Raw genomic sequence first — 19769 nt, 5'->3', positions numbered from 1 at the left:
GATTTATGCGAGCCCTCTTAGAAAGAGGCTGAACGCTTGTAATCCTCAATTGCAGCACGCAAAGCAGCTTCGTCATCTTTGCTCAAATCTTTAGTCTCTTCAATACGGCCAATTAAATCCGCATATTTAGATTTCAAGTGATCTTGCAAACCTTTTTCGAATGGCAATACGTTCTTCACTTCGAGGTCATCAAAGTAGCCATTGTTAACAGCATAGAGTGACGCAGCCATTTCCCAAACCTGCAAAGGCTTGTACTGAGCTTGCTTACACAATTCTGTAACACGACGGCCGCGCTCTAACTGCTTACGGGTTGCTTCGTCAAGGTCAGAAGCGAACTGAGCAAACGCTGCCAATTCACGATACTGCGCTAAGTCGGTACGAATACCGCCAGACAATTTCTTAATGACTTTAGTTTGAGCTGCGCCACCAACACGTGATACTGAAATACCAGCATTAATCGCAGGACGTACGCCCGCATTAAACAAGTCGGTTTCCAAGAAGATCTGGCCGTCAGTAATCGAAATCACGTTGGTTGGAACGAATGCAGAAACGTCACCTGCTTGAGTTTCAATAATTGGCAATGCAGTCAATGAACCTGTCTTACCTTTTACTGAACCATTTGTAAATTTCTCAACGTAGTCAGCGCTTACGCGAGCTGCGCGCTCCAGCAAACGTGAGTGGAGATAGAACACATCGCCAGGATAAGCTTCGCGGCCTGGTGGGCGACGCAAGAGCAAAGAAATCTGGCGGTATGCAACAGCTTGTTTTGTTAAGTCGTCATAAACGATCAATGCATCTTCACCACGGTCACGGAAGTATTCGCCCATTGTGCAACCTGCGTATGCTGAGAGGTACTGCATCGCTGCAGACTCAGAAGCACTCGCTGCTACAACCACGGTGTATTCCATTGCGCCAAGCTCTGTGAGCTTGCGAACAACGTTAGCAATAGTAGAAGCTTTTTGACCAATCGCAACGTAAACGCAATAAACGCCTTTACCTTTTTGGTTAATGATCGCGTCAACCGCAACTGCTGTCTTACCTGTTTGACGGTCGCCAATGATCAACTCGCGCTGACCGCGGCCGATTGGAACCATCGCATCAATCGCCTTCAAACCAGTTTGAACTGGTTGGCTAACGGATTGACGAGCGATAACGCCCGGAGCAACTTTTTCGATAAAGTCTGTTAACTTAGTATTGATTGGGCCTTTGCCATCAATCGGCTGACCGAGTGCGTTTACAACGCGACCGAGCAACTCTGGGCCAACTGGAACTTCCAAAATACGGCCAGTACATTTAACTGGATCACCTTCTTTAATGTGGGTGTACTCACCCAACACCACAGCACCAACTGAATCACGCTCAAGGTTCAATGCGAGGCCAATTGTGTTGTTAGGGAATTCCAACATTTCGCCCTGCATAACACCAGACAAGCCATGTACGCGGCAAATACCGTCGGTCACTGAAATTACAGTGCCTTCGTTGCGAAGTTGGGAATCAACACCCATTTCGCTAATTCGGCTTTTGATCAGTTCACTGATCTCGGAAGGGTTGAGTTGCATTACTTACTCCTGGGTCTTATTTCGTATGTTCTTAATAGGGATAACTTATGCGCCAAGACTTGCTTGCATTTGAGCTAACTGTGCCTTAACTGAACTATCCAATACTTCATCACCGACTTGAATGCGAACTCCGCCAATCAACGCAGGATCTACTTGAATAGTTGGGCGCAATTCTTTACCCCCAAAGCGCTTCTTCAAACTTGACAACAAATCTTTCAGCGCGGAACCCTCTAATGGGAATGCGCTAGTAATCATTACTTCTGCTGCACCTTCACTCTGATTCTTCATTGCCTCAAATTGACGCGCAATTTCAGGAATAGCAGATAAGCGATGGTTTTGATTTACAAGGCTTAAAAAACTTGCCATTTTGCCGTCTAGCTTTGTCTTCACCATGCCAGAAAGCAATTTGCTTAAATCATCTGCAGATACTTTAGGGTTGTTTGATAAAGCAGCAACTTCTGGCAATGCAGCAAGCTGCGCCAATTCATTTAACTGCTCTAAACAAGTAGCAAGCTCAGCAGGCTTAGCGCTTTGAAAAAGCGCTTCAGCATAAGGGCGTGCAATCGTGGCTAATTCAGCCATATCAAAGTTCTGCCTTTAGTTGATCTAGCAATGTGCCGTGGGCCTTTGCATCAACTTCACGACGCAAAATTTGCTCGGCACCTTTAACAGCCAACACAGCGACTTCAGCGCGCAATACTTCACGTGCTCGAGTAACTTGCTGGTCTGCATCTTGCTTAGCTTGAGAAATAATGCGGGCTGCTTCAGCTTGTGCATTGACGCGAATTTCTTCAGCGGACATTTGTGCACGTTTTTCTGCTTCTGCAACACGCTGCACGCCTTCTTGGCGTGCTTTATTTAATTCTTGCTCTGCTTCATTACTTGCTAAAGCGAGCGCTTCTTTACCGCGCTCGGCAGCAGCTAAGCCGTCAGCAATTTTGCTTGAACGCTCATCTAACGCCTTAACCAGCGGTGGCCACACAAAGCGTGCAACAACCCACCATAAGACGAAGAAAACGATCATTTGCGCGAATAGGGTCGCGTTCAGATTCACGATATTCCTTTCAGTATTGTTGAGAACGGTTGGATGACCCGGTGGTCATCCACGCCAAAACAATTACTTAATAACTGCGAGCAGTGGGTTTGCGAAAGCAAACAACATTGCAACACCAACGCCGATCAAAAACGCAGCGTCGATCAAACCAGCCAAAAGGAACATCTTAGTTTGGAGTGGCTCCATCAATTCTGGTTGACGTGCACAAGCTTCGATGTACTTACCGCCCATCAATGCAATACCTAAACAAGCACCGATCGCGCCGAGGCCGATGATGATGCCGATAGCGATTGCTGTGAAACCTTGAATGTTTGCGAGAAATTGTTGCATGTTGCTGACTCCTGAAGTTAAAGAGATAAGTTAAAAATAAAAATCTTAGTGATGGCTATGCGCTTGCCCGATGTAAACCAAGGTCAACATCATGAAAATAAAGGCTTGCAACAAAATAACCAAAATGTGGAAGATGGCCCAAGCTGATCCAGCAATAACATGGCCCACCAATCCGAACAGGGATAAATCTAAATTAAATGTCCACACACTACCAAGCAATGCGATCAGCAGGAAAACCAACTCACCGGCGTACATATTGCCGAACAGTCGCATTCCCAAAGAAACACCTTTAGCAAGATATTCGATGATGTTCAAAGCGAGGTTGAATGGGGCTAAGTACCACTTCGCGCCAAACGGGGCAGAAACCAGCTCGTGCAGGAAACCGCCAAAACCTTTTACTTTGAAGCTGTAAAAGAAAACTAAAAGCAAAACAGACATGGACATGCCCATGGTCGCATTTAGATCGGTTGTAGGAACAACCTTATGGTGCGGCACATGAACACCAAAACTCTCAATAAAGTGGTTTACACCCAAAACCCAATCCACTGGGACTAAGTCCAAGGTATTGAGGAGGATGATCCAGAAGAATACGAATAGAGCGAGTGGGGCGATATAAGAGCGGTCACCATGAACAATGCTCTTCGATTGTGTCTCAGCCATCTCAACAATCATTTCAATAAAGCACTGGAAACGGCCTGGCACACCTGGAGTTGCGCGACGCGCTGCAATCAACAAAATAAATACAGTGAGCAAGCCCATGAGGGATGCCCAAAAAATGGTGTCTAAATTGATGATGCTGAAATCGATAATGGACGTCTGTGGTCCACCTGAATTGTTGAGGTTTTGTAAATGCTCAGAAATGTACGCTGTTGGCGTCATTTGCTCGGCTGCCGCGTGGGCTTGGTTTACTTCGCTAGACATCTCTTAACTAGTCCTTTGGTTCAATCTCATTTATTACTATTAGCGCCACAACCACGCCAGCCACACACACTTGAGGGCAAGCACATAAGTCACCAACAATGGGACCCAAAGCACCCCCGGGACCCAATACGCAATCCCTATAAACAGCATCAATGTCACGACGATTTTGATAAATTCGCCTGAAACCAATGCCGCCAAATAATTCCCTGGGTTCAATATTTTCGTCTTTTTAGCCATCTCAAGCCTGGATAAAAACAAGGCTGACGGCAAGACGCTTATTAAACCACCTAAAAAGGCCGACTGAGTATAAAGGCTTACCCCTACCGGCTCCCCAAAAATTGACCAAATCACCATGCTGAGCACGGTAACGGCCACTTGCGCAGCCAAAATTCTCCAGGGCGACAGTGGGGGGTGTTTAACTGCATTGCTTGCTTGCAATGCAGCCATTTCCTCTTTACTTAAAACCCGATAGACCTCTTCTTCGGGCTCATCCCAGCCATTTGCCTCAGAAAATTGATTTTTTTGAGGAATCAATTTAGCCCCGTGAGTTTAATGTGTGCACTGCAATAGGTCAAATGTTTTAGGGTCATTTTTAGAGACTTTTAAGCCTCAACGCCCAGCTTTTTCAACAAAGAATCCAACTCATCAAATTGGCTGAACCGAATCCTGAGCTCTCCGCCTTTGCCTTTGAACTTAAATTCTGCATTTAAGCCTATCAAATCAGCAATTTCTTGGGTCAAACGGCGCATATCCGGATCCCGGCTTGGCGCACCTGCTTCAGCCTGGGTTTTGGCTTTTTTGTCCCCAATTTGACCTCCGGCAAGCGCCAGGGCAGTCGACATTCTTTCAGCCTCTCGCACCGACAGTCCTTGAGCAGCAATTCTTTGCGCCAAAGCTACCTGACTTGCTCCAGGCAAAGGCAATAAAGCGCGGGCGTGACCCATATCAATATCGCCCGCTAAAAGCATGGCTTGCACTGGTTTTGCCAGTTGATTTAAGCGCAATAAATTAGTTACAGCACTGCGTGATTTACCCACCGCTTTTGCCGCCTGCTCATGCGTAAAACCAAACTCTTCAATTAACCTTGCGAGACCCTGAGATTCTTCCAGCGGATTTAAGTCTTCGCGCTGCATATTCTCGACCAAGGCCATAGCTGCAGCAGCTTGATCATTGGCACCAGAAACCAAAACCGGCACCTCTTTTAAGCCGGCTAATGTTGCTGCACGGAAGCGACGTTCACCGGCAATAATTTCATATTTACCAGGAGAAACCAGGCGCACTAGCAGTGGCTGCATCACACCTTGCTCGCGAATACTATCCGCTAACTCCTGCAATGCGCCCACTTCCATTTTCTGACGTGGTTGATATTTGCCAGCTTGCAAAGCAGTCAATGGCAAACGATTAATCTCAGCTGTGGTTTCTTTTTGCGCCTTGTCACCGAGCAATGCCTCTAGGCCACGGCCCAATCCTTTTTTCTTAATTACAACCATAATATTTTTATTGTTCCTAGGTTTTACATTTGCTTAATGCGCTCAATCATCTCGGCGCCAAACTCCAAATAGGCTTTGGCTCCACGAGATGACTTATCAAACGCCACCCCAGGAAGCCCATAGGACGGGGCTTCGGCAAGACGGACGTTACGGGGAATAATGCTTTTAAACACTTTGTCACCGAAGTGCTCGAGCAACTGATCAGAAACTTGTTGTTGCAATGTCATGCGCGCATCAAACATCACTCGCAATAGACCAATGATGACCAAATCAGGATTCAAATTCGCATGCACTTGTTTGATGGTGTTCACTAAATCTGATAAACCTTCTAATGCAAAATATTCACACTGCATTGGCACGATTACACCATTCGCCGCACACAATCCATTGAGCGTTAATAAAGAGAGCGCAGGAGGACAATCAATCAAAATAAAATCGTAGTCATTTGCTACAAGCGCAAGCGCATCTTTTAAGCGTTGTTCGCGAGAATCTAAATCTACCAATTCAATTTCTGCGCCAGCTAAGTCGCGGTTTGCTGGCAACACATCGTAGCCAGAACTCTCACAAAGTACAGCCGATTCTTTTACTGTTGAGAGGCCAATTAGCACTTGGTACACCGTGCTATTGAGATCTGCTTTTTCAATTCCAGACCCCATTGTGGCGTTGCCTTGTGGATCTAAATCCACCAACAAAACACGCTGCCGATGCCCAGCCAAACCAGCGGCCAAATTAACTGCAGTGGTGGTCTTTCCAACCCCACCTTTTTGATTAGCGATACAAAATATTTTGGCCATAATTTTTCTTAATAGGATCGTGCTTTAAAGGGGTGATTTTCTCACGGGGGATAAAACCAAAAGCCGTCGCTCCACCGCTAAGTTTGGGATCTGCAAAGGCTCATCGGCGACTAATCGCCAGTCATCCATGCACACGTCTTTCAGCTCTTCATCAGCGCGCCTTGCCTTCATTGCGAATACCAGGCCGCTAGGCTTAAGAAGGGGCAAGGAAAGCTCCAAAAAATGGGCAAGATTAGTAAACGCCCTAGAAATTACAGCATCAAACTGTCCGGGCTGTGATTTAGCCACTGCTTCGACGCGCTCACTTAGAACTTGAATATTCTTTAAGCCCAACTTGCCGCGCACATGCTGCAAAAAAGCTGTTTTTTTGCGTATTGCTTCAATCAAGGTCACATGCCAATCGGACTGCAAAATAGCGATGGGGATTGCCGGCAAACCGCCGCCCGACCCCAGATCTGCAATTTTGAGATTTTGTATATCCAGAAATTGGCGCATTAATGGTAAAACTGTAATAGAATCAATAAGATGCAAACGAACTGAGTTCTTTTCGCCCTCAATTGCAGTCAAATTATGCACCTGGTTCCAACGACCCATTTCTTGCAAAAAGAGCTCCAAATCAGCAATATTGGCAGGGCTGAGATTCAAACCTAAATCCTCAATCCCCAAAGAAACTAAATCGTTAGTCATGGGTCTCTTCTTGGGTGCGACCTAAGCCCTTTTTAAGGTGGACCAAAAGCAAGGAGAGGGCTGCGGGCGTCACTCCAGAAATTCTTCCAGCCTGGCCAAGGGTGCCAGGTTTATGTAAATTGAGCTTTTGCTGCACCTCTTTCGACAAACCCAGAACCTGGGCGTAGTCCAAAGACTCCGACAAAGGAAAGCTCTCGTTATGCTCTTGCCGAGCAATTTCAACAGCCTGCCTATCGATATAGCCTTGATATTTAATCGAAATTTCAACTTGGTCGCTGATTTGTTGCGCCAGGCCCAAATCATCATCAAGCGTCCCAGGGGACCAAAGGCCATCTGCTAGACAAGTAACCGCCTCATAAGTAATGCCGGGACGCCTCAATAAGTCGGCCAAACTACACTCATGCGATAAGTCTTGCCCCAAAAGCTCAGAAACGGCCTTGGCTGACACATGCTTTGGGCCAATCCAAATATCTTGCAGACGGGATGTTTCACGTGAAACAGCTTCTTGCTTCCTGCAAAACGTATTCCAACGGTAATCGTCCACCAAACCAAGCTCTCGTCCAATAGTGGTTAAGCGCAAATCAGCATTGTCTTCACGTAAGCTCAAGCGGTACTCGGCGCGGCTAGTAAACATACGGTATGGCTCTTGAACACCCAAGGTAATGAGGTCGTCCACCAAAACGCCAATATAGGACTCACTCCGCTTGGGGAGCCAAGGCTCCTTGCCTTGTGCTGCCAAGCCAGCATTGATTCCAGCGAGCATGCCCTGTGCGGCAGCCTCTTCATAACCCGTTGTGCCGTTAATTTGACCTGCAAAGTAGAGGCCAGCAATTGCCTTGGTCTCCAGACTATGGCGCAAATGGCGCGGGTCAAAGAAGTCATACTCAATGGCATAGCCGGGACGGACAATTACCGCAGACTCCAAACCCCGAATACTCCGCACCAAACCCCACTGAATATCAAATGGCAGGCTCGTAGAAATTCCATTGGGGTAAAACTCGTTCGTTGTTAACCCCTCTGGCTCCAAGAATATCTGGTGACTATTTCTAGAAGCAAAACGATGGATCTTATCTTCGATAGAAGGGCAGTAGCGCGGACCAACCCCCTCAATAACCCCCGTGTACATTGGGGAGCGGTCTAGACCGCCACGGATAATGTCATGCGTTTGCTCATTCGTATGAGAAATCCAGCAGGGGACTTGCTTTGGGTGTTGCTCTGGTCGACCCAGGTAGGAGAAAACAGGTACAGGGTCTAAATCCCCCGGCTGCTCCAACATCACCGAGAAATCAATGGTTCGCCCATCAATACGTGGTGGGGTGCCAGTCTTTAATCTTCCCTGAGGAAGCTTCAGCTCCTTTAATCTAGCCGACAATGAAACCGCTGCCGGGTCGCCAGCACGACCACCAGCATAGTTATTTAAGCCCACGTGAATCTTGCCATCCAAGAAAGTGCCGGCCGTTAAGACCACCTTCTTGGCCATAAACTTTAAGCCCATTTGCGTCACTACGCCTTGGACTACATCACCCTGAACCAAAAGATCATCTACAGCCGCCTGGAAAAGAGTCAGATTTTGTTGGTTTTCTAGGCGACGACGAATCGCCGCTTTATATAAAACACGATCACCTTGTGCACGGGTTGCCCGAACGGCAGGGCCTTTGCTTGAATTGAGGATCCTAAATTGGATGCCGGCCTCGTCTGTAGCGGCTGCCATGGCGCCGCCCATCGCATCAATCTCTTTAACTAAATGGCCTTTACCAATACCGCCAATCGAGGGATTGCAGCTCATGGCACCCAAATTCTCAATACTATGAGTTATGAGTAGGGTATCACATCCCATGCGCGCAGCCGCAAGGGCGGCCTCAGTTCCAGCGTGACCGCCGCCAACCACAATGACATCAAAGTTCTTTGAATAGCGCATGATTTGCCTCAGATAGGGCGATGATCATAGCATTTTGTGGGTTTCACGTGAAACAAATCTGCAGCCAAATAACAATTTCTGTTATTGTTATTTCATAAACCTATGATTTTATTGACTTTTTTATAAAATCACGTTGAATTAATGGCCTCGGGGAAGGGCCAATAACTGCCATCGAGTGATATCTAACAGTGTGGTGCGCATGGCTGCAAACTTTAAATGAGTACGGCGCCGAAGCGCCGTACTAAAAGCTAATAAGAAAAAACTAAATCAACTTTTCTTCTTAAAGAGATGGGTGATTTCGCCAACAACGCCACGACGAAAAGCTAGGACGCAGATTACAAAAATGAATCCTGTTGCAATCGTGCTCCAGGATCCAATGTTGGCCAAATAGTTTTGCAAACCAACAACAATGCCGGCACCCACCACTGGACCAAGAATGGTTCCCATGCCGCCGAGCAAAGTCATCAAAACAACTTCGCCAGACATATGCCAATGAACATCGGTCAAGGTTGCCAACTGGAATACGAGTGTTTTCAAAGAACCAGCAAGGCCGGCGAGCGCAGCAGAAATTACAAAAGAGATTAACTTGAAACGATCAACGTCATAACCCAAAGACACTGCGCGCGGCTCATTTTCACGAATCGCTTTTAAGACCTGGCCAAATGGGGAATGTACAGTGCGAACAATTAATGCAAAGCCAAGCAAGAAAATGGTCAGCACAAAGTAATACATACTGACGTCATCTTTTAAATCAATCAGGCCAAATAACATTCCGCGTGGAACACCTTGAATACCATCTTCACCGCCGGTGAATGGCAACTGCACGGCAAGGAAATACACCATTTGAGAGAGGGCCAAGGTCACCATTGCAAAATAAATTCCTTGACGACGAATGGCTAAAGAGCCGATCAAGAAGCCTAAGAAGCCAGATCCTAAAACTCCCAACACAATTCCGAACTCCGGGGATAGGCCAGCCTCTTTACAGAGGTAGGCAGTAATGTAAGCGGAGGTACCAAAGAATGCTGCGTGCCCAAAAGAAAGAAGTCCTGTAAAACCCAGCAATAAATTGAAGGCGCAAGCAAAAAGTGCGAAGCACAACACCTTCATTGCAAACACTAAATAAATAAACTCTTGGAACGGCAACAACAAAGCAATTAAAAGAAGAATGCCGTAGAGTAATTTTGTTTTTGAGTTCAACTTATTTCTCCCGACCGAACAGTCCAGCAGGACGAATAAGCAACACGATTGCCATGATCACAAAGATGACTACACCAGATGCTTCTGGATAAAAAACTTTGGTTAAGCCTTCAATCAATCCCAAGGCAAGGCCAGTCAAAATGGAGCCCATGATCGAGCCCATACCGCCAATCACCACCACCGCAAAAACTACAATGATTAAATTGGAACCCATTAATGGGTTCACTTGAAAAATGGGTGCAGCTAAAACACCAGCAAAACCAGCAAGTCCCACGCCATAGGCATAGGCCAAAGAAATCATTAAGGGTACGTTGATGCCAAATGCTTGAAGTAATTTTGGATTTTCGGTGCCGGCACGAAGATAAGCGCCCAACTTTGTTCTTTCAATTACATACCAAGTGGAGAAGCAAACCACCAATGAGGCGACCACAACCCACAAACGATATTTAGGCAAGATGATGCCAATGGACTCTAATGGGATCGCGCCTTGTAATATTTCGGGGGCTGGATAGCTCTCACCTGAAATACCATACCAGTGGCGGAACATACCCTCAATAATGAGCGCCAAACCAAAAGTTAATAGCAGGCCATAAAGGTGATCTAGGTGATAGAGGCGCTTGAGCATGGTGCGCTCAAGAATCAAACCAAAGCCTGCCATAACCAACGGCACCAGAATTAATGCAAACCAATAATTAATTGAGAACTCAGGAAAGCCAAACCACTGACCAACCTGTGTCAAACCAATCCACGCAACAAATGCACCCATCGTGTACTGAGCACCATGGGAAAAATTGATGATGTTGAGTAGGCCAAAAATAATGGCCAAACCCAAACTCAAAATGGCATAGAAGGAACCATTAATAAGCCCCACTAAGAGCTGAGCAACCAGCCCTTGTGGGGTAATTCCAAGAAGTTCAAACATACTTAATTAGAAACTCATTACTTGTTAGTAACCAGCTTGCATCGTGACAATGAAAGTGGTTGTGTTGCCTCAGCAGCAGGAATCACCGCCTTAACGTTGTAATAATCCCAAGGGCTCTTAGACTCTGACGGCTTCTTCACTTCAAGCAAATACATGTCATGCTCAAACTTGCCATCAGCACGGATTTTTCCTTTGAATAAACCATCATCAATATTGGTAGATCTCAACGCCTTCATTACCGCTTGAGTATCGTCAGTGCCGGCTTTTTGAACTGCTGCTAAGTAAGCGAGAACTGATGAGTAGACGCCGGCCTGAACGCTAGTAGGCATGCGCTTATGTTGCAAAATAAAACGTTTGGCGAAGGCGCGTGTCTTGTCATCTTTATCCCAGTAGAAGCCCTCAGTTAAGTACATGCCTTGTGCAGCATTCAGACCCAAGGAATGAACATCAGAGATAAACATGAGTAATGGAACAACGGTTTGCTTTTTATTGATACCAAACTCTGATGCCTGCTTAACAGAGTTAATGGTGTCTTGACCCGCATTTGCCAACGCAACAACATCGGCGCCACTCGCTTGAGCCTTCAAGAGGTATGAAGAGAAATCGCTATTAGGAAATGGGTGCTTACTAGTTCCCAGCACCTTACCGCCGTTAGCGTTAACAACGTTGGTTGAATCTTTTTCCAAGGCCGCGCCGAAAGCATAGTCAGCAGTCAGGAAGTACCAATTCTTTTTGCCTTGCTTTACAACAGCCTTCGCAGTGCCGTTTGAAAGGGCATAAGTGTCATAGGTCCAATGCACGTTGTTGGCTGTACATTTTTCATTGGTAATTGGCAAAGAAGCTGCGCCAGAAACCAAAGTAATCTTATTTTTTTGTTCTGCCACTTCCATGACAGCAAGGGCTACGTTAGTTGAAACCAACTCAACAATCACATCAACGCCATCTTTGTCGTACCACTCTCGCGCTTTATTGGCAGCGATATCAGCCTTGTTTTGATGGTCCGCACTAAGAAGCTCAATCTTCTTACCAATAACGGTGCCGTCTTTTGAAAAGTCAGCAATTGCCATTTTGGCGGCAATCACCGCACCAGGGCCAGCCAAATCAGAATAGGTTGAAGAAAGGTCGGTTAACACGCCAATCTTAATGACGTCACCACTCACTTTAGATGTTTGCGCGAATGCTGGATTTGAACCAAAAAAGGTTGCCGCCACCAGACACGCGGTAATTTGCTTTAACTTCATTTATGTCTCCTATAAATAACCACTAAACACCAAGATACTCATTTAATAAACCTGCTTTTTCAGCCAACTCATTTTGATTGACAACCTCAACAACATTGCCGTGCTCAACTACATAATGTCTGTCCGCTAGCGGTGCAGCAAAACGGAAGTTTTGCTCCACCAACACAATGGTGAAGCCTTTATTTCGTAGACTAGTTACCACCTCACCCAGTTTTTGCACAATCACAGGGGCCAAACCTTCGGTGATCTCGTCCAACAACAATAGTTTTGCACCCGTTCTCAGAATGCGCGCCATTGCGAGCATCTGCTGCTCACCTCCAGATAGTCTTGTACCAGGGCTATTGCGTCGCTCATACAGATTGGGGAACATCTCGTATATCTCATCCAAACCCATGCCGCCAGGTGCAATTTCTGGCAATAGCATCAGGTTCTCTTCGGCACTTAGGCTGGCAAAGATGCCGCGCTCTTCCGGGCAAAAGCCAACGCCTAGGCGGGCAATTCTATAGGTTGGCATCGCAATAGTTTGGGTGCCATAGATTTCTACTGAGCCAGTTCTCTTGCTAGTTAAACCCAAAATGGTTTTTAAGATGGTGCTTCGACCCGCCCCGTTTCGACCCAAAAGAGTAACCACCTCACCGTCACGAACTGCGAAGTTCACACCATGAAGAATGTGAGACTCACCATACCAAGATTCGAGATTTTTAACCTCAAGCGCCATGGTGCTCATATGCTGTCGCCCCCATGGCTACCCATGTAAGCCTCAACCACCTGGGGATTATTTGAAACCTCATCATAAGAGCCCTCAGCTAGCACCGAGCCACGCTGCAACACGGTAATACGGTCGGCAATAGACGAAACCACCTTCATATTGTGCTCGACCATCAAAATAGTACGGCCCTTGGCCACCCGGTCAATTAGCTCGGTCACACGCTCAACATCCTCATGACCCATACCTTGTGTAGGCTCATCTAACAACATTAGCTCAGGCTCCATTGCCATGGTGGTAGCAATTTCCAAGGCACGCTTGCGGCCATAAGCCAGATTTAAAGTTTCCTCGTGAGCAAAATCCGCCAAACCGACCTCACATAACAACTCCTCTGCCCGCTCTTTAAGCACATTAAGGGAGTCTCCAGACTTCCAAAAATGAAACTCGGTACCCAATCCTTGTTGCAGTGCAACACGAACATTTTCTAAAACAGTCAAGTGAGGAAAAACCGCCGAAATCTGGAAAGAGCGAACAACGCCGCGTCGAGCAATTTGAGCTGGCTTTTCTTTGGTGATATCAAAACCATTAAATAGTATTTGGCCGCTAGAAGGTTCTAAGAATTTTGTAAGCAGGTTAAAGCAAGTCGTTTTGCCTGCACCGTTGGGCCCAATTAGGGCGTGGATAGTTCCTCGAGTGACATCTAAGTTGACATCACTCACCGCAGAAAAACCTTTAAAGGATTTTCCTAGACCAATTGTTTTTAGTATTGTTTCTTGCAAACTTAAATCCCCACACCCTTGTTTGGGTAAGAAAATAAGAATACATCAAGAGGGCGATCACTAATATAGCGATAACCCTAAAATTACAAAAGGTATCTTGATTAGTCTTAGCGAGTAATTTTTAGAAAATTTTGAATTGCTAGTTTTGCGGTCTCATCCAATGTATCAACTGGAATTCTTTGTGCGCCTTGAACAATCATGAGGGCATAGGGTTTTGCGAGCGCCGCAGCTTCTGGGCAAAGATGCAATTCCTCACCAAAGGCTGGAGATTGGCTACGCCAATAATTGATTGCCGCCTCTAAATCTTGAATGCTAACGAACAACATTGATGAAATTATTTTTCGTTGAGGGATAGCATGGTGCCGCGGCACTTTTTTGCACCACACCGACACTCATAATCTTTTTTCATTTGCTTTGTGATGGGGCCCTCTACATCAAGCGAGTAGTCATAAAAAAGCTCCTCGCCCAACTTAAGGTTGCGTTTCGCATAAATAAAGACGCGAGGCTCACCATTAAAACTATCTTCCCGAGTTTCACAACTAGGCTTACATGAGTGATTAATCCAGCGAGCGGCATTGCCACCATACTTGGCATCAATACATCGACCATCCTCTAAAGAAAAATAAAAAGTATGGTTTGGATCTTTTGGATCGTGGGGATGCCGCCTCTCAGCCAGCTTCCAGCTAATGCGCTCACCCTTGTATTCAATGATGGCCTCACCTTTTTTTATTGGCTTAGCAACAAACACGCCTTTTCCATGAATTGGGGAAGACTTCACAACAATTCTTGAGCGATCAATTTTCGGAGCGGCCAATTTCTTTTTACTCATGTAAATCAAACATCCAGGTTACGAGCAATTAATGCATTTTTCTCGATAAATGCACGGCGCGGCTCAACCTCATCACCCATTAGGGTGGTGAAGACCTGATCCGCAGCAATTGCATCTTCAATTTTGACTTGAAGCAAGGTGCGTGAGCCAGCATCCATTGTGGTCTCCCACAACTGCGATGGATTCATCTCACCAAGACCTTTATAGCGCTGACGACTGAGAACACGTTCTGCCTCTGAAAGCAACCAAGCAAAGGCCGCCCTGAAGTCTTGAATAGACTGTTCTTTTTGATTCTTATCTGGATCACCACGACGCACTTTTGATCCTGGCAACACCTTGCCAGATAAAACAGCTGCTGCGTTTGCCAGGCTTTGGTAGTCATCACCATGCACAAAGTCTGAGTTAATTGCAGACAACTTCAAGTTGCCATGAATGCGACGGGACAATAATAACTTGTAGCGATCGGTGCGCTCTTCCTTCTGCACAATAATTTCAGGTGCGAGTGCTAAAGGATTTAAGGAATCTGCCAACGCAATCCGAAGACGATCTGCGGACTCTTGAGCGGACTTTTCTGTATCTAAGTTCAGTTGAGTGCCCGAAGCAATGGCGCGTAAAGCATCTTCGTCAATGGTACGCGAGAGGCGATCAACAATGGACTGAATCACTTGATAGTGTTTGGCCAACTCACCCAATGCGGCACCCTCAATAACTTCACCAGTAGGGGTTTGAAGTGATGCTGATTCCAAAGCAATCTTTAAGAGTAGTTGATTCAACTCGGCGTCATCTTTAATGTACTGCTCATTTTTACCAAACTTCACCTTATATAAAGGTGGTTGTGCAATATAAATGTGACCGCGCTCAATTAACTCAGGCATCTGTCTATAAAAGAATGTAAGTAAGAGTGTGCGGATGTGACTACCATCAACGTCCGCGTCGGTCATGATGATGATGCGGTGATAGCGCAGCTTGTCGGCTTTGTATTCCTCAACACCAATCCCAGTACCAAGCACGGTAATTAATGTAACAACCTCTTGGCTGGCCAGCATTTTGTCGAAGCGGGCCTTCTCCACATTCAAGATTTTTCCCTTAAGCGGAAGAATTGCCTGGAACCGGCGATCACGCCCCTGCTTTGCAGAACCTCCCGCTGAGTCTCCCTCGACAATAAATAATTCTGATTTAGTTGGATCTTTTTCTTGGCAATCCGCTAATTTTCCTGGGAGACCTAAGCCATCCAAAACACCCTTGCGGCGCGTCATATCACGCGCTTTACGCGCAGCCTCCCGCGCACGGGCCGCATCAACGATTTTTCCGCACAGGATTTTGGCGTCGGCTGGCCGCTCTTGCAGATAAGCACTTAAAGCTTCGGCAACAATTTCCTCAACAGGTCCACGAACCTCACTGGAAACTAATTTATCTTTTGTTTGACTTGAAAACTTTGGTTCTGGAACTTTTACCGACAACACACAAGCGAGTCCTTCGCGCATGTCATCCCCAGAAATTTCTACCTTGGCTTTTTTAGCAACCTCATGTTCATCAATGTATTTATTGATTACTCGGGTCATTGCAGCACGTAGACCTGTCAAGTGAGTACCACCATCGCGCTGTGGAATATTGTTAGTGAAACATAAAACCTGCTCACTAAAACTATCATTCCATTGCATAGATACTTCAGCGGTAATATTGCCACCTAAGTCAGATGGACGAATTCCTTCTGCATAAAAAATATTTGGGTGTAAAACATTTTTTGTTTGATTGATGTACTCAACAAAACCTTTTACACCACCAGAGAACGCAAAGTCCTCTTCTTGACCAGAACGTTGATCAATTAATTTAATGTGTACGCCGTTATTTAAGAATGAGAGTTCTCGAATACGTTTAACAAGAATCTCATAGTGAAATTCAATATTTCCAAAAATATCTTCATCGGCTAGGAAGTGAACCTCTGTGCCCGACAGGGATGTATCACCTGTAATAGAAATTGGAGAAATTGCTACGCCATTTTCTTCTTGGATATTACGGTTCTGGATAACGCCACGTGCAAATTCCATGTAATGGGCTTTACCATCACGACGAATGGTGAGCTTCAACCATTTTGATAGTGCGTTTACACAACTAACACCAACACCATGTAAACCACCAGAAACCTTATAGCTGTTTTGATCAAACTTACCACCAGCATGTAACTCAGTCATCACAATCTCAGCCGCACTTCTTTTTGGCTCGTGTTTGTCGTCGTATTTAATGCCGGTTGGTACACCCCGTCCGTTATCAACAATAGAAATTGAATTATCGGTTTGGATGACTACAGTAATTTCAGAACAATACCCAGCTAGCGCCTCATCAATAGAGTTATCTAAAACCTCAAAAACCAAGTGATGTAAACCAGTTCCATCAGAGGTGTCTCCAATGTACATTCCTGGGCGTTTACGAACAGCCTCAAGGCCTTCTAAGATTTGGATCGATGATGCACCGTACTGCTCTACTACCTTTTTTTCTTCAGTCATTTTTTTCTAAATTAAATACGCATTGGCATCACAACATACTTGAAGTCTTCTGAACCAGGTAAGGTGATCACCGCACTACTATTGGCATCACCCAAACTAATTTGAATTTTTTCATTCTTCAGGTTTGATAAGACATCTAACAAATAACTCACATTAAAGCCAATTTCAACTGCATCACCACCATACTCGGTTTCAATTTCCTCTTGCGCCTCTTCTTGTTCGGCATTGGTTGATTGAACAGTAATTCGATTTGGTGATAAAGAAAAACGTACACCTTTAAATTTGTCGGTTGTCAAAATAGCAGCGCGCTGAAGTGCGGACTGCAAAACATCACGACCAACAACTAGTGAATTTTTATGTCCTTTTGGAATTACTCGTTGAAAGTCAGGGAACTTACCCTCGACCAATTTTGAAATCAATTCAATATCACCAAAAGTAAATTTCACTTGATTGGACGTGAGGCTCATCTCAAGCATCTCGTCTGAATCTTCAAGCAAGTGTTGGCACTCAAGAATAGTTTTACGAGGAATAATAATTTCTTGTTTTTGACCAGAGCCTACAGGGGCTTCTGCCAACTCAACCTGGGAGTAAGCCAAGCGATGACCATCGGTTGCCACAGCAATTACTTGCTTGCCCTCAATAACCAACAACATACCATTTAGGTAATAGCGAATATCCTGCTGCGCCATCGCAAAGTGAACTTGACTAACTAGTTGACGAAAACTCTTTTGAGTCATCTTCCAACTCGCAGTCACCTCACCAACACTTTGCATTATTGGGAACTCGGTTGCAGATAAAGTTTGTAAAGAGAAGCGGCTTTTCCCGCTTTGAACAACCATTTTGTTGTCCTTAAGATTTAAGGCAACCGGCCCCTCGGGAAGTGCACGTAGGATGTCAAGTAATTTTCTTGCTGCAACTGTAGTTGTTACGTCTTCTGAACCAACACCAAAATTGGCATTGGTTGTAATCTGAATTTCGATATCAGTGGAGATAAAAGAAACCTTATCACCCTGTTTTTTAAACAACAAGTTTGCCAAGATGGGTAAGGTGTGTCGACGCTCAACAATGCCACTAACAACCTGAAGTGGTTTTAACAAACTGTCACGTGAAGTGTTTATTAGTTGCATTGCTTTTAAATCCTTGTATATATCTCATTAGTAGTAGTAATAAGGCTTGTTATTTCGGTGGATAACTCAAAAACCGTATAAAAAACAAGCTGTTAAAACCAAAAAAACCTGTGGAAAACTTTTGTATAAAGACTGCATAAATAGTGGATAACTTTTAATCAACACCCTATTTTTGCATGAAGCGTGAACTTTCCACAATTTATCCACAAGCTATCCCCAAACTTATCCCCTAAACTATCCACAGACTTATCCACAAGCAAAAAACTTATGATTTTAGGGTTTGTTCAATCACATGAATTTCATGATTGAGTTGGCCATCATGTGAGCGTTCATCACCAATCTTCCGCACAGCATGTAAGACTGTGGTGTGGTCTCGCCCACCAAATAGCTCACCAATCTCCGGGAGGCTTTTTTGGGTTAACTCTTTAGCCATGAACATGGCGATTTGGCGAGGGCGTGCAATATTGGCCGGGCGCTTTTTGGAATACATATCCGCAACCTTAATACTGTAAAAATCTGCTACCGCTTTTTGAATATTTTCAACAGAGATTTGGCGGTTTTGTATAGAAAGTAAGTCCTTGAGGGCCACACGAGCCACATCAATAGTGACTTCTTTGCCATGAAAGCGCACAAATGCCAGAATCTTTCTTAATGCGCCCTCCAATTCCCGCACATTGGACCTGAGGTGTTTTGCTACAAAAAAAGCCACATCCTCACTCATGGGAATTCCCTCGCTTAGGGCTTTTTTCATCAAAATAGCAACCCGCATTTCAAGTTCGGGGGGCTCAATGGCGACGGTTAAACCAGAGTCAAACCGGGAAATGAGTCGATCATCAATTCCAGCCATTTCCTTGGGGTAGGTGTCGCTGGTAATGATGACCTGGGCTTTATTACTCAGAAGCGCCTCAAAAGCATAGAAAAACTCTTCTTGAGTCCTGGATTTGCCGCTAAAAAACTGAATATCATCAATTAGCAGCAGGTCTAATGAGTGGTAATAGCGTTTAAATCGATCAAAAGCTTTTTGTTGATAAGCCCTAACGACATCAGAGACGTATTGTTCGGCATGAATGTACCGAATTCGGGCGTTCGGCTTCTCTTTTAGAAGGTGGTTTCCAATCGCATGTATCAAGTGAGTTTTGCCCAAGCCAACCCCGCCATACAAAAACATGGGGTTATAAGATGTGCCGGGGTTATGAGCCACCTGAATTGATGCTGCTCTTGCCAATTGATTTGCCTTACCGGTCACAAATGTCTCAAAGGTCAGGTTTGGGTTCAACTTAGAGTGGTCTTCAATCTCAAAGGCTTGTTCCTCTGTCGAGGTGCTATCTGGGCTAAGAGCAAGCTCTGGGGCCTCAAACTTTTCTTGGGGGGCACTTACCTCAACCGTTTGTGCTGCCGACCCCTCAACATTTAGGATGAAGCTTAGAGTAATTGGCTGCCCAAAATACTGGTCGGCCATCTCTTGGAAGCGATCAGAAAATGTCTTCTTAATCCAGTCAAGCTTAAATCTGTTTGGGGCTCCCAATATGAGTGACTGCTCACTCTCATCAAAAGATACTAAAGTTAGGGGTTGAATCCAGGTTTTAAATTGTTGGGGAGAGAGCTCGCGAGCAAGGGCGCCTAAGGCGCCATCCCAAAACCCCAGGGGGCTAAGTGAATTCAATGTGGGGGGATTCTGTAAGTTACTCATATTTTTGGAGGATCCATTGTA

20 protein-coding genes are annotated in these 19769 nt (G+C 45.4%); all 20 read right to left on the bottom strand.

Translation table 11 applies throughout. The annotated features are described in order from the left end of the window. Nucleotides 1-17: 17 nt before the first annotated feature. Nucleotides 18-1559 carry a F0F1 ATP synthase subunit alpha gene (gene atpA, locus FD971_RS00100; protein WP_215334141.1) on the bottom strand — a complete coding sequence of 514 codons (1542 nt, stop codon included), beginning with the start codon at nucleotides 1557-1559 and terminating at the stop codon, nucleotides 18-20. A 45-nt stretch (nucleotides 1560-1604) separates the two neighbouring features. Continuing rightward, nucleotides 1605-2141, bottom strand: coding sequence for a F0F1 ATP synthase subunit delta (locus FD971_RS00095; RefSeq protein ID WP_215334140.1), 537 nt, complete (start codon nucleotides 2139-2141; stop codon nucleotides 1605-1607). A 1-nt stretch (nucleotide 2142) separates the two neighbouring features. Beyond that, complete coding sequence (locus tag FD971_RS00090; RefSeq protein WP_215334139.1) at nucleotides 2143-2613, bottom strand: F0F1 ATP synthase subunit B; 471 nt, start codon at nucleotides 2611-2613, stop codon at nucleotides 2143-2145. A 63-nt stretch (nucleotides 2614-2676) separates the two neighbouring features. Further along, the gene (gene atpE / locus FD971_RS00085; RefSeq protein WP_012357116.1) at nucleotides 2677-2943 is read right to left on the bottom strand and encodes a F0F1 ATP synthase subunit C; all 267 of its coding nucleotides are present in this window, start codon (nucleotides 2941-2943) and stop codon (nucleotides 2677-2679) included. Nucleotides 2944-2988: 45 nt separating this feature from the next. Further along, nucleotides 2989-3864: a F0F1 ATP synthase subunit A gene (atpB, locus tag FD971_RS00080; protein WP_215334138.1), complete on the bottom strand. Its 876-nt coding sequence runs from the start codon at nucleotides 3862-3864 to the stop codon at nucleotides 2989-2991. Nucleotides 3865-3903: 39 nt separating this feature from the next. Continuing rightward, nucleotides 3904-4398, bottom strand: a complete 495-nt coding sequence (locus FD971_RS00075) for an ATP synthase subunit I (protein ID WP_215334137.1) — start codon at nucleotides 4396-4398, stop codon at nucleotides 3904-3906. Nucleotides 4399-4466: 68 nt separating this feature from the next. Then, on the bottom strand, nucleotides 4467-5354 hold the full coding sequence (locus FD971_RS00070; protein ID WP_215334136.1) for a ParB/RepB/Spo0J family partition protein: 888 nt from the start codon (nucleotides 5352-5354) through the stop codon (nucleotides 4467-4469). Between the two features lie 23 nt (nucleotides 5355-5377). Beyond that, nucleotides 5378-6148 (bottom strand): ParA family protein, encoded by a 771-nt coding sequence (locus tag FD971_RS00065; protein WP_215334135.1) that lies wholly within the window; start codon nucleotides 6146-6148, stop codon nucleotides 5378-5380. 24 nt (nucleotides 6149-6172) lie between these two features. Then, nucleotides 6173-6835 (bottom strand): 16S rRNA (guanine(527)-N(7))-methyltransferase RsmG, encoded by a 663-nt coding sequence (gene rsmG, locus FD971_RS00060; protein ID WP_215334134.1) that lies wholly within the window; start codon nucleotides 6833-6835, stop codon nucleotides 6173-6175. Next, nucleotides 6828-8753, bottom strand: a complete 1926-nt coding sequence (mnmG, locus tag FD971_RS00055; protein ID WP_215334133.1) for a tRNA uridine-5-carboxymethylaminomethyl(34) synthesis enzyme MnmG — start codon at nucleotides 8751-8753, stop codon at nucleotides 6828-6830. Before mnmG ends, rsmG begins: the two co-directional genes overlap by 8 nt. Nucleotides 8754-9020: 267 nt before the next feature. Beyond that, a complete protein-coding gene (locus FD971_RS00050; RefSeq protein WP_215334132.1) occupies nucleotides 9021-9950 on the bottom strand; it encodes a branched-chain amino acid ABC transporter permease in 930 nt (309 codons plus the stop codon). A 1-nt stretch (nucleotide 9951) separates the two neighbouring features. Continuing rightward, nucleotides 9952-10872: a branched-chain amino acid ABC transporter permease gene (locus tag FD971_RS00045; RefSeq protein WP_215334131.1), complete on the bottom strand. Its 921-nt coding sequence runs from the start codon at nucleotides 10870-10872 to the stop codon at nucleotides 9952-9954. A gap of 17 nt (nucleotides 10873-10889) precedes the next feature. Then, a complete protein-coding gene (locus FD971_RS00040; protein ID WP_215334130.1) occupies nucleotides 10890-12113 on the bottom strand; it encodes an ABC transporter substrate-binding protein in 1224 nt (407 codons plus the stop codon). Between the two features lie 22 nt (nucleotides 12114-12135). Next, nucleotides 12136-12840, bottom strand: a complete 705-nt coding sequence (locus FD971_RS00035; RefSeq protein ID WP_215334129.1) for an ABC transporter ATP-binding protein — start codon at nucleotides 12838-12840, stop codon at nucleotides 12136-12138. Beyond that, nucleotides 12837-13598 (bottom strand): ABC transporter ATP-binding protein, encoded by a 762-nt coding sequence (locus tag FD971_RS00030; protein ID WP_215334128.1) that lies wholly within the window; start codon nucleotides 13596-13598, stop codon nucleotides 12837-12839. The genes FD971_RS00035 and FD971_RS00030 overlap by 4 nt, the downstream gene beginning before the upstream one ends. Nucleotides 13599-13705: 107 nt before the next feature. Beyond that, on the bottom strand, nucleotides 13706-13924 hold the full coding sequence (locus tag FD971_RS00025) for a DUF3717 domain-containing protein (RefSeq protein WP_215334127.1): 219 nt from the start codon (nucleotides 13922-13924) through the stop codon (nucleotides 13706-13708). Between the two features lie 8 nt (nucleotides 13925-13932). Continuing rightward, entirely contained in the window at nucleotides 13933-14427 is a 495-nt protein-coding gene (locus FD971_RS00020) for an SET domain-containing protein (RefSeq protein ID WP_215334126.1), read from the bottom strand. Nucleotides 14428-14432: 5 nt separating this feature from the next. Then, on the bottom strand, nucleotides 14433-16931 hold the full coding sequence (gene gyrB / locus FD971_RS00015) for a DNA topoisomerase (ATP-hydrolyzing) subunit B (protein WP_215334125.1): 2499 nt from the start codon (nucleotides 16929-16931) through the stop codon (nucleotides 14433-14435). An 11-nt stretch (nucleotides 16932-16942) separates the two neighbouring features. Further along, entirely contained in the window at nucleotides 16943-18058 is a 1116-nt protein-coding gene (dnaN, locus tag FD971_RS00010; RefSeq protein ID WP_215334124.1) for a DNA polymerase III subunit beta, read from the bottom strand. Between the two features lie 265 nt (nucleotides 18059-18323). Then, nucleotides 18324-19748 carry a chromosomal replication initiator protein DnaA gene (gene dnaA, locus FD971_RS00005; RefSeq protein WP_215334123.1) on the bottom strand — a complete coding sequence of 475 codons (1425 nt, stop codon included), beginning with the start codon at nucleotides 19746-19748 and terminating at the stop codon, nucleotides 18324-18326. Nucleotides 19749-19769 lie beyond the last annotated feature (21 nt).

Source organism: Polynucleobacter sp. AP-Ainpum-60-G11, assembly GCF_018688375.1.
Taxonomy (GTDB): domain Bacteria; phylum Pseudomonadota; class Gammaproteobacteria; order Burkholderiales; family Burkholderiaceae; genus Polynucleobacter.
Note: the sequence above shows the minus strand (reverse complement) of the source record. Positions and strands in the feature narration are given on the sequence as shown.

Bases quoted from the DNA above. Each gene is read 5' to 3' on its own strand.
- atpA (WP_215334141.1), bottom strand. From the start codon at position 1,559: ATGCAACTCAACCCTTCCGAGATCAGTGAACTGATCAAAAGCCGAATT.
- FD971_RS00095 (WP_215334140.1), bottom strand. From the start codon at position 2,141: ATGGCTGAATTAGCCACGATTGCACGCCCTTATGCTGAAGCGCTTTTT.
- atpE (WP_012357116.1), bottom strand. From the start codon at position 2,943: ATGCAACAATTTCTCGCAAACATTCAAGGTTTCACAGCAATCGCTATC.
- atpB (WP_215334138.1), bottom strand. From the start codon at position 3,864: ATGTCTAGCGAAGTAAACCAAGCCCACGCGGCAGCCGAGCAAATGACG.
- FD971_RS00070 (WP_215334136.1), bottom strand. From the start codon at position 5,354: ATGGTTGTAATTAAGAAAAAAGGATTGGGCCGTGGCCTAGAGGCATTG.
- FD971_RS00065 (WP_215334135.1), bottom strand. From the start codon at position 6,148: ATGGCCAAAATATTTTGTATCGCTAATCAAAAAGGTGGGGTTGGAAAG.
- rsmG (WP_215334134.1), bottom strand. From the start codon at position 6,835: ATGACTAACGATTTAGTTTCTTTGGGGATTGAGGATTTAGGTTTGAAT.
- mnmG (WP_215334133.1), bottom strand. From the start codon at position 8,753: ATGCGCTATTCAAAGAACTTTGATGTCATTGTGGTTGGCGGCGGTCAC.
- FD971_RS00045 (WP_215334131.1), bottom strand. From the start codon at position 10,872: ATGTTTGAACTTCTTGGAATTACCCCACAAGGGCTGGTTGCTCAGCTC.
- FD971_RS00040 (WP_215334130.1), bottom strand. From the start codon at position 12,113: ATGAAGTTAAAGCAAATTACCGCGTGTCTGGTGGCGGCAACCTTTTTT.
- FD971_RS00035 (WP_215334129.1), bottom strand. From the start codon at position 12,840: ATGAGCACCATGGCGCTTGAGGTTAAAAATCTCGAATCTTGGTATGGT.
- FD971_RS00025 (WP_215334127.1), bottom strand. From the start codon at position 13,924: ATGTTGTTCGTTAGCATTCAAGATTTAGAGGCGGCAATCAATTATTGG.
- FD971_RS00020 (WP_215334126.1), bottom strand. From the start codon at position 14,427: ATGAGTAAAAAGAAATTGGCCGCTCCGAAAATTGATCGCTCAAGAATT.
- gyrB (WP_215334125.1), bottom strand. From the start codon at position 16,931: ATGACTGAAGAAAAAAAGGTAGTAGAGCAGTACGGTGCATCATCGATC.
- dnaN (WP_215334124.1), bottom strand. From the start codon at position 18,058: ATGCAACTAATAAACACTTCACGTGACAGTTTGTTAAAACCACTTCAG.
- dnaA (WP_215334123.1), bottom strand. From the start codon at position 19,748: ATGAGTAACTTACAGAATCCCCCCACATTGAATTCACTTAGCCCCCTG.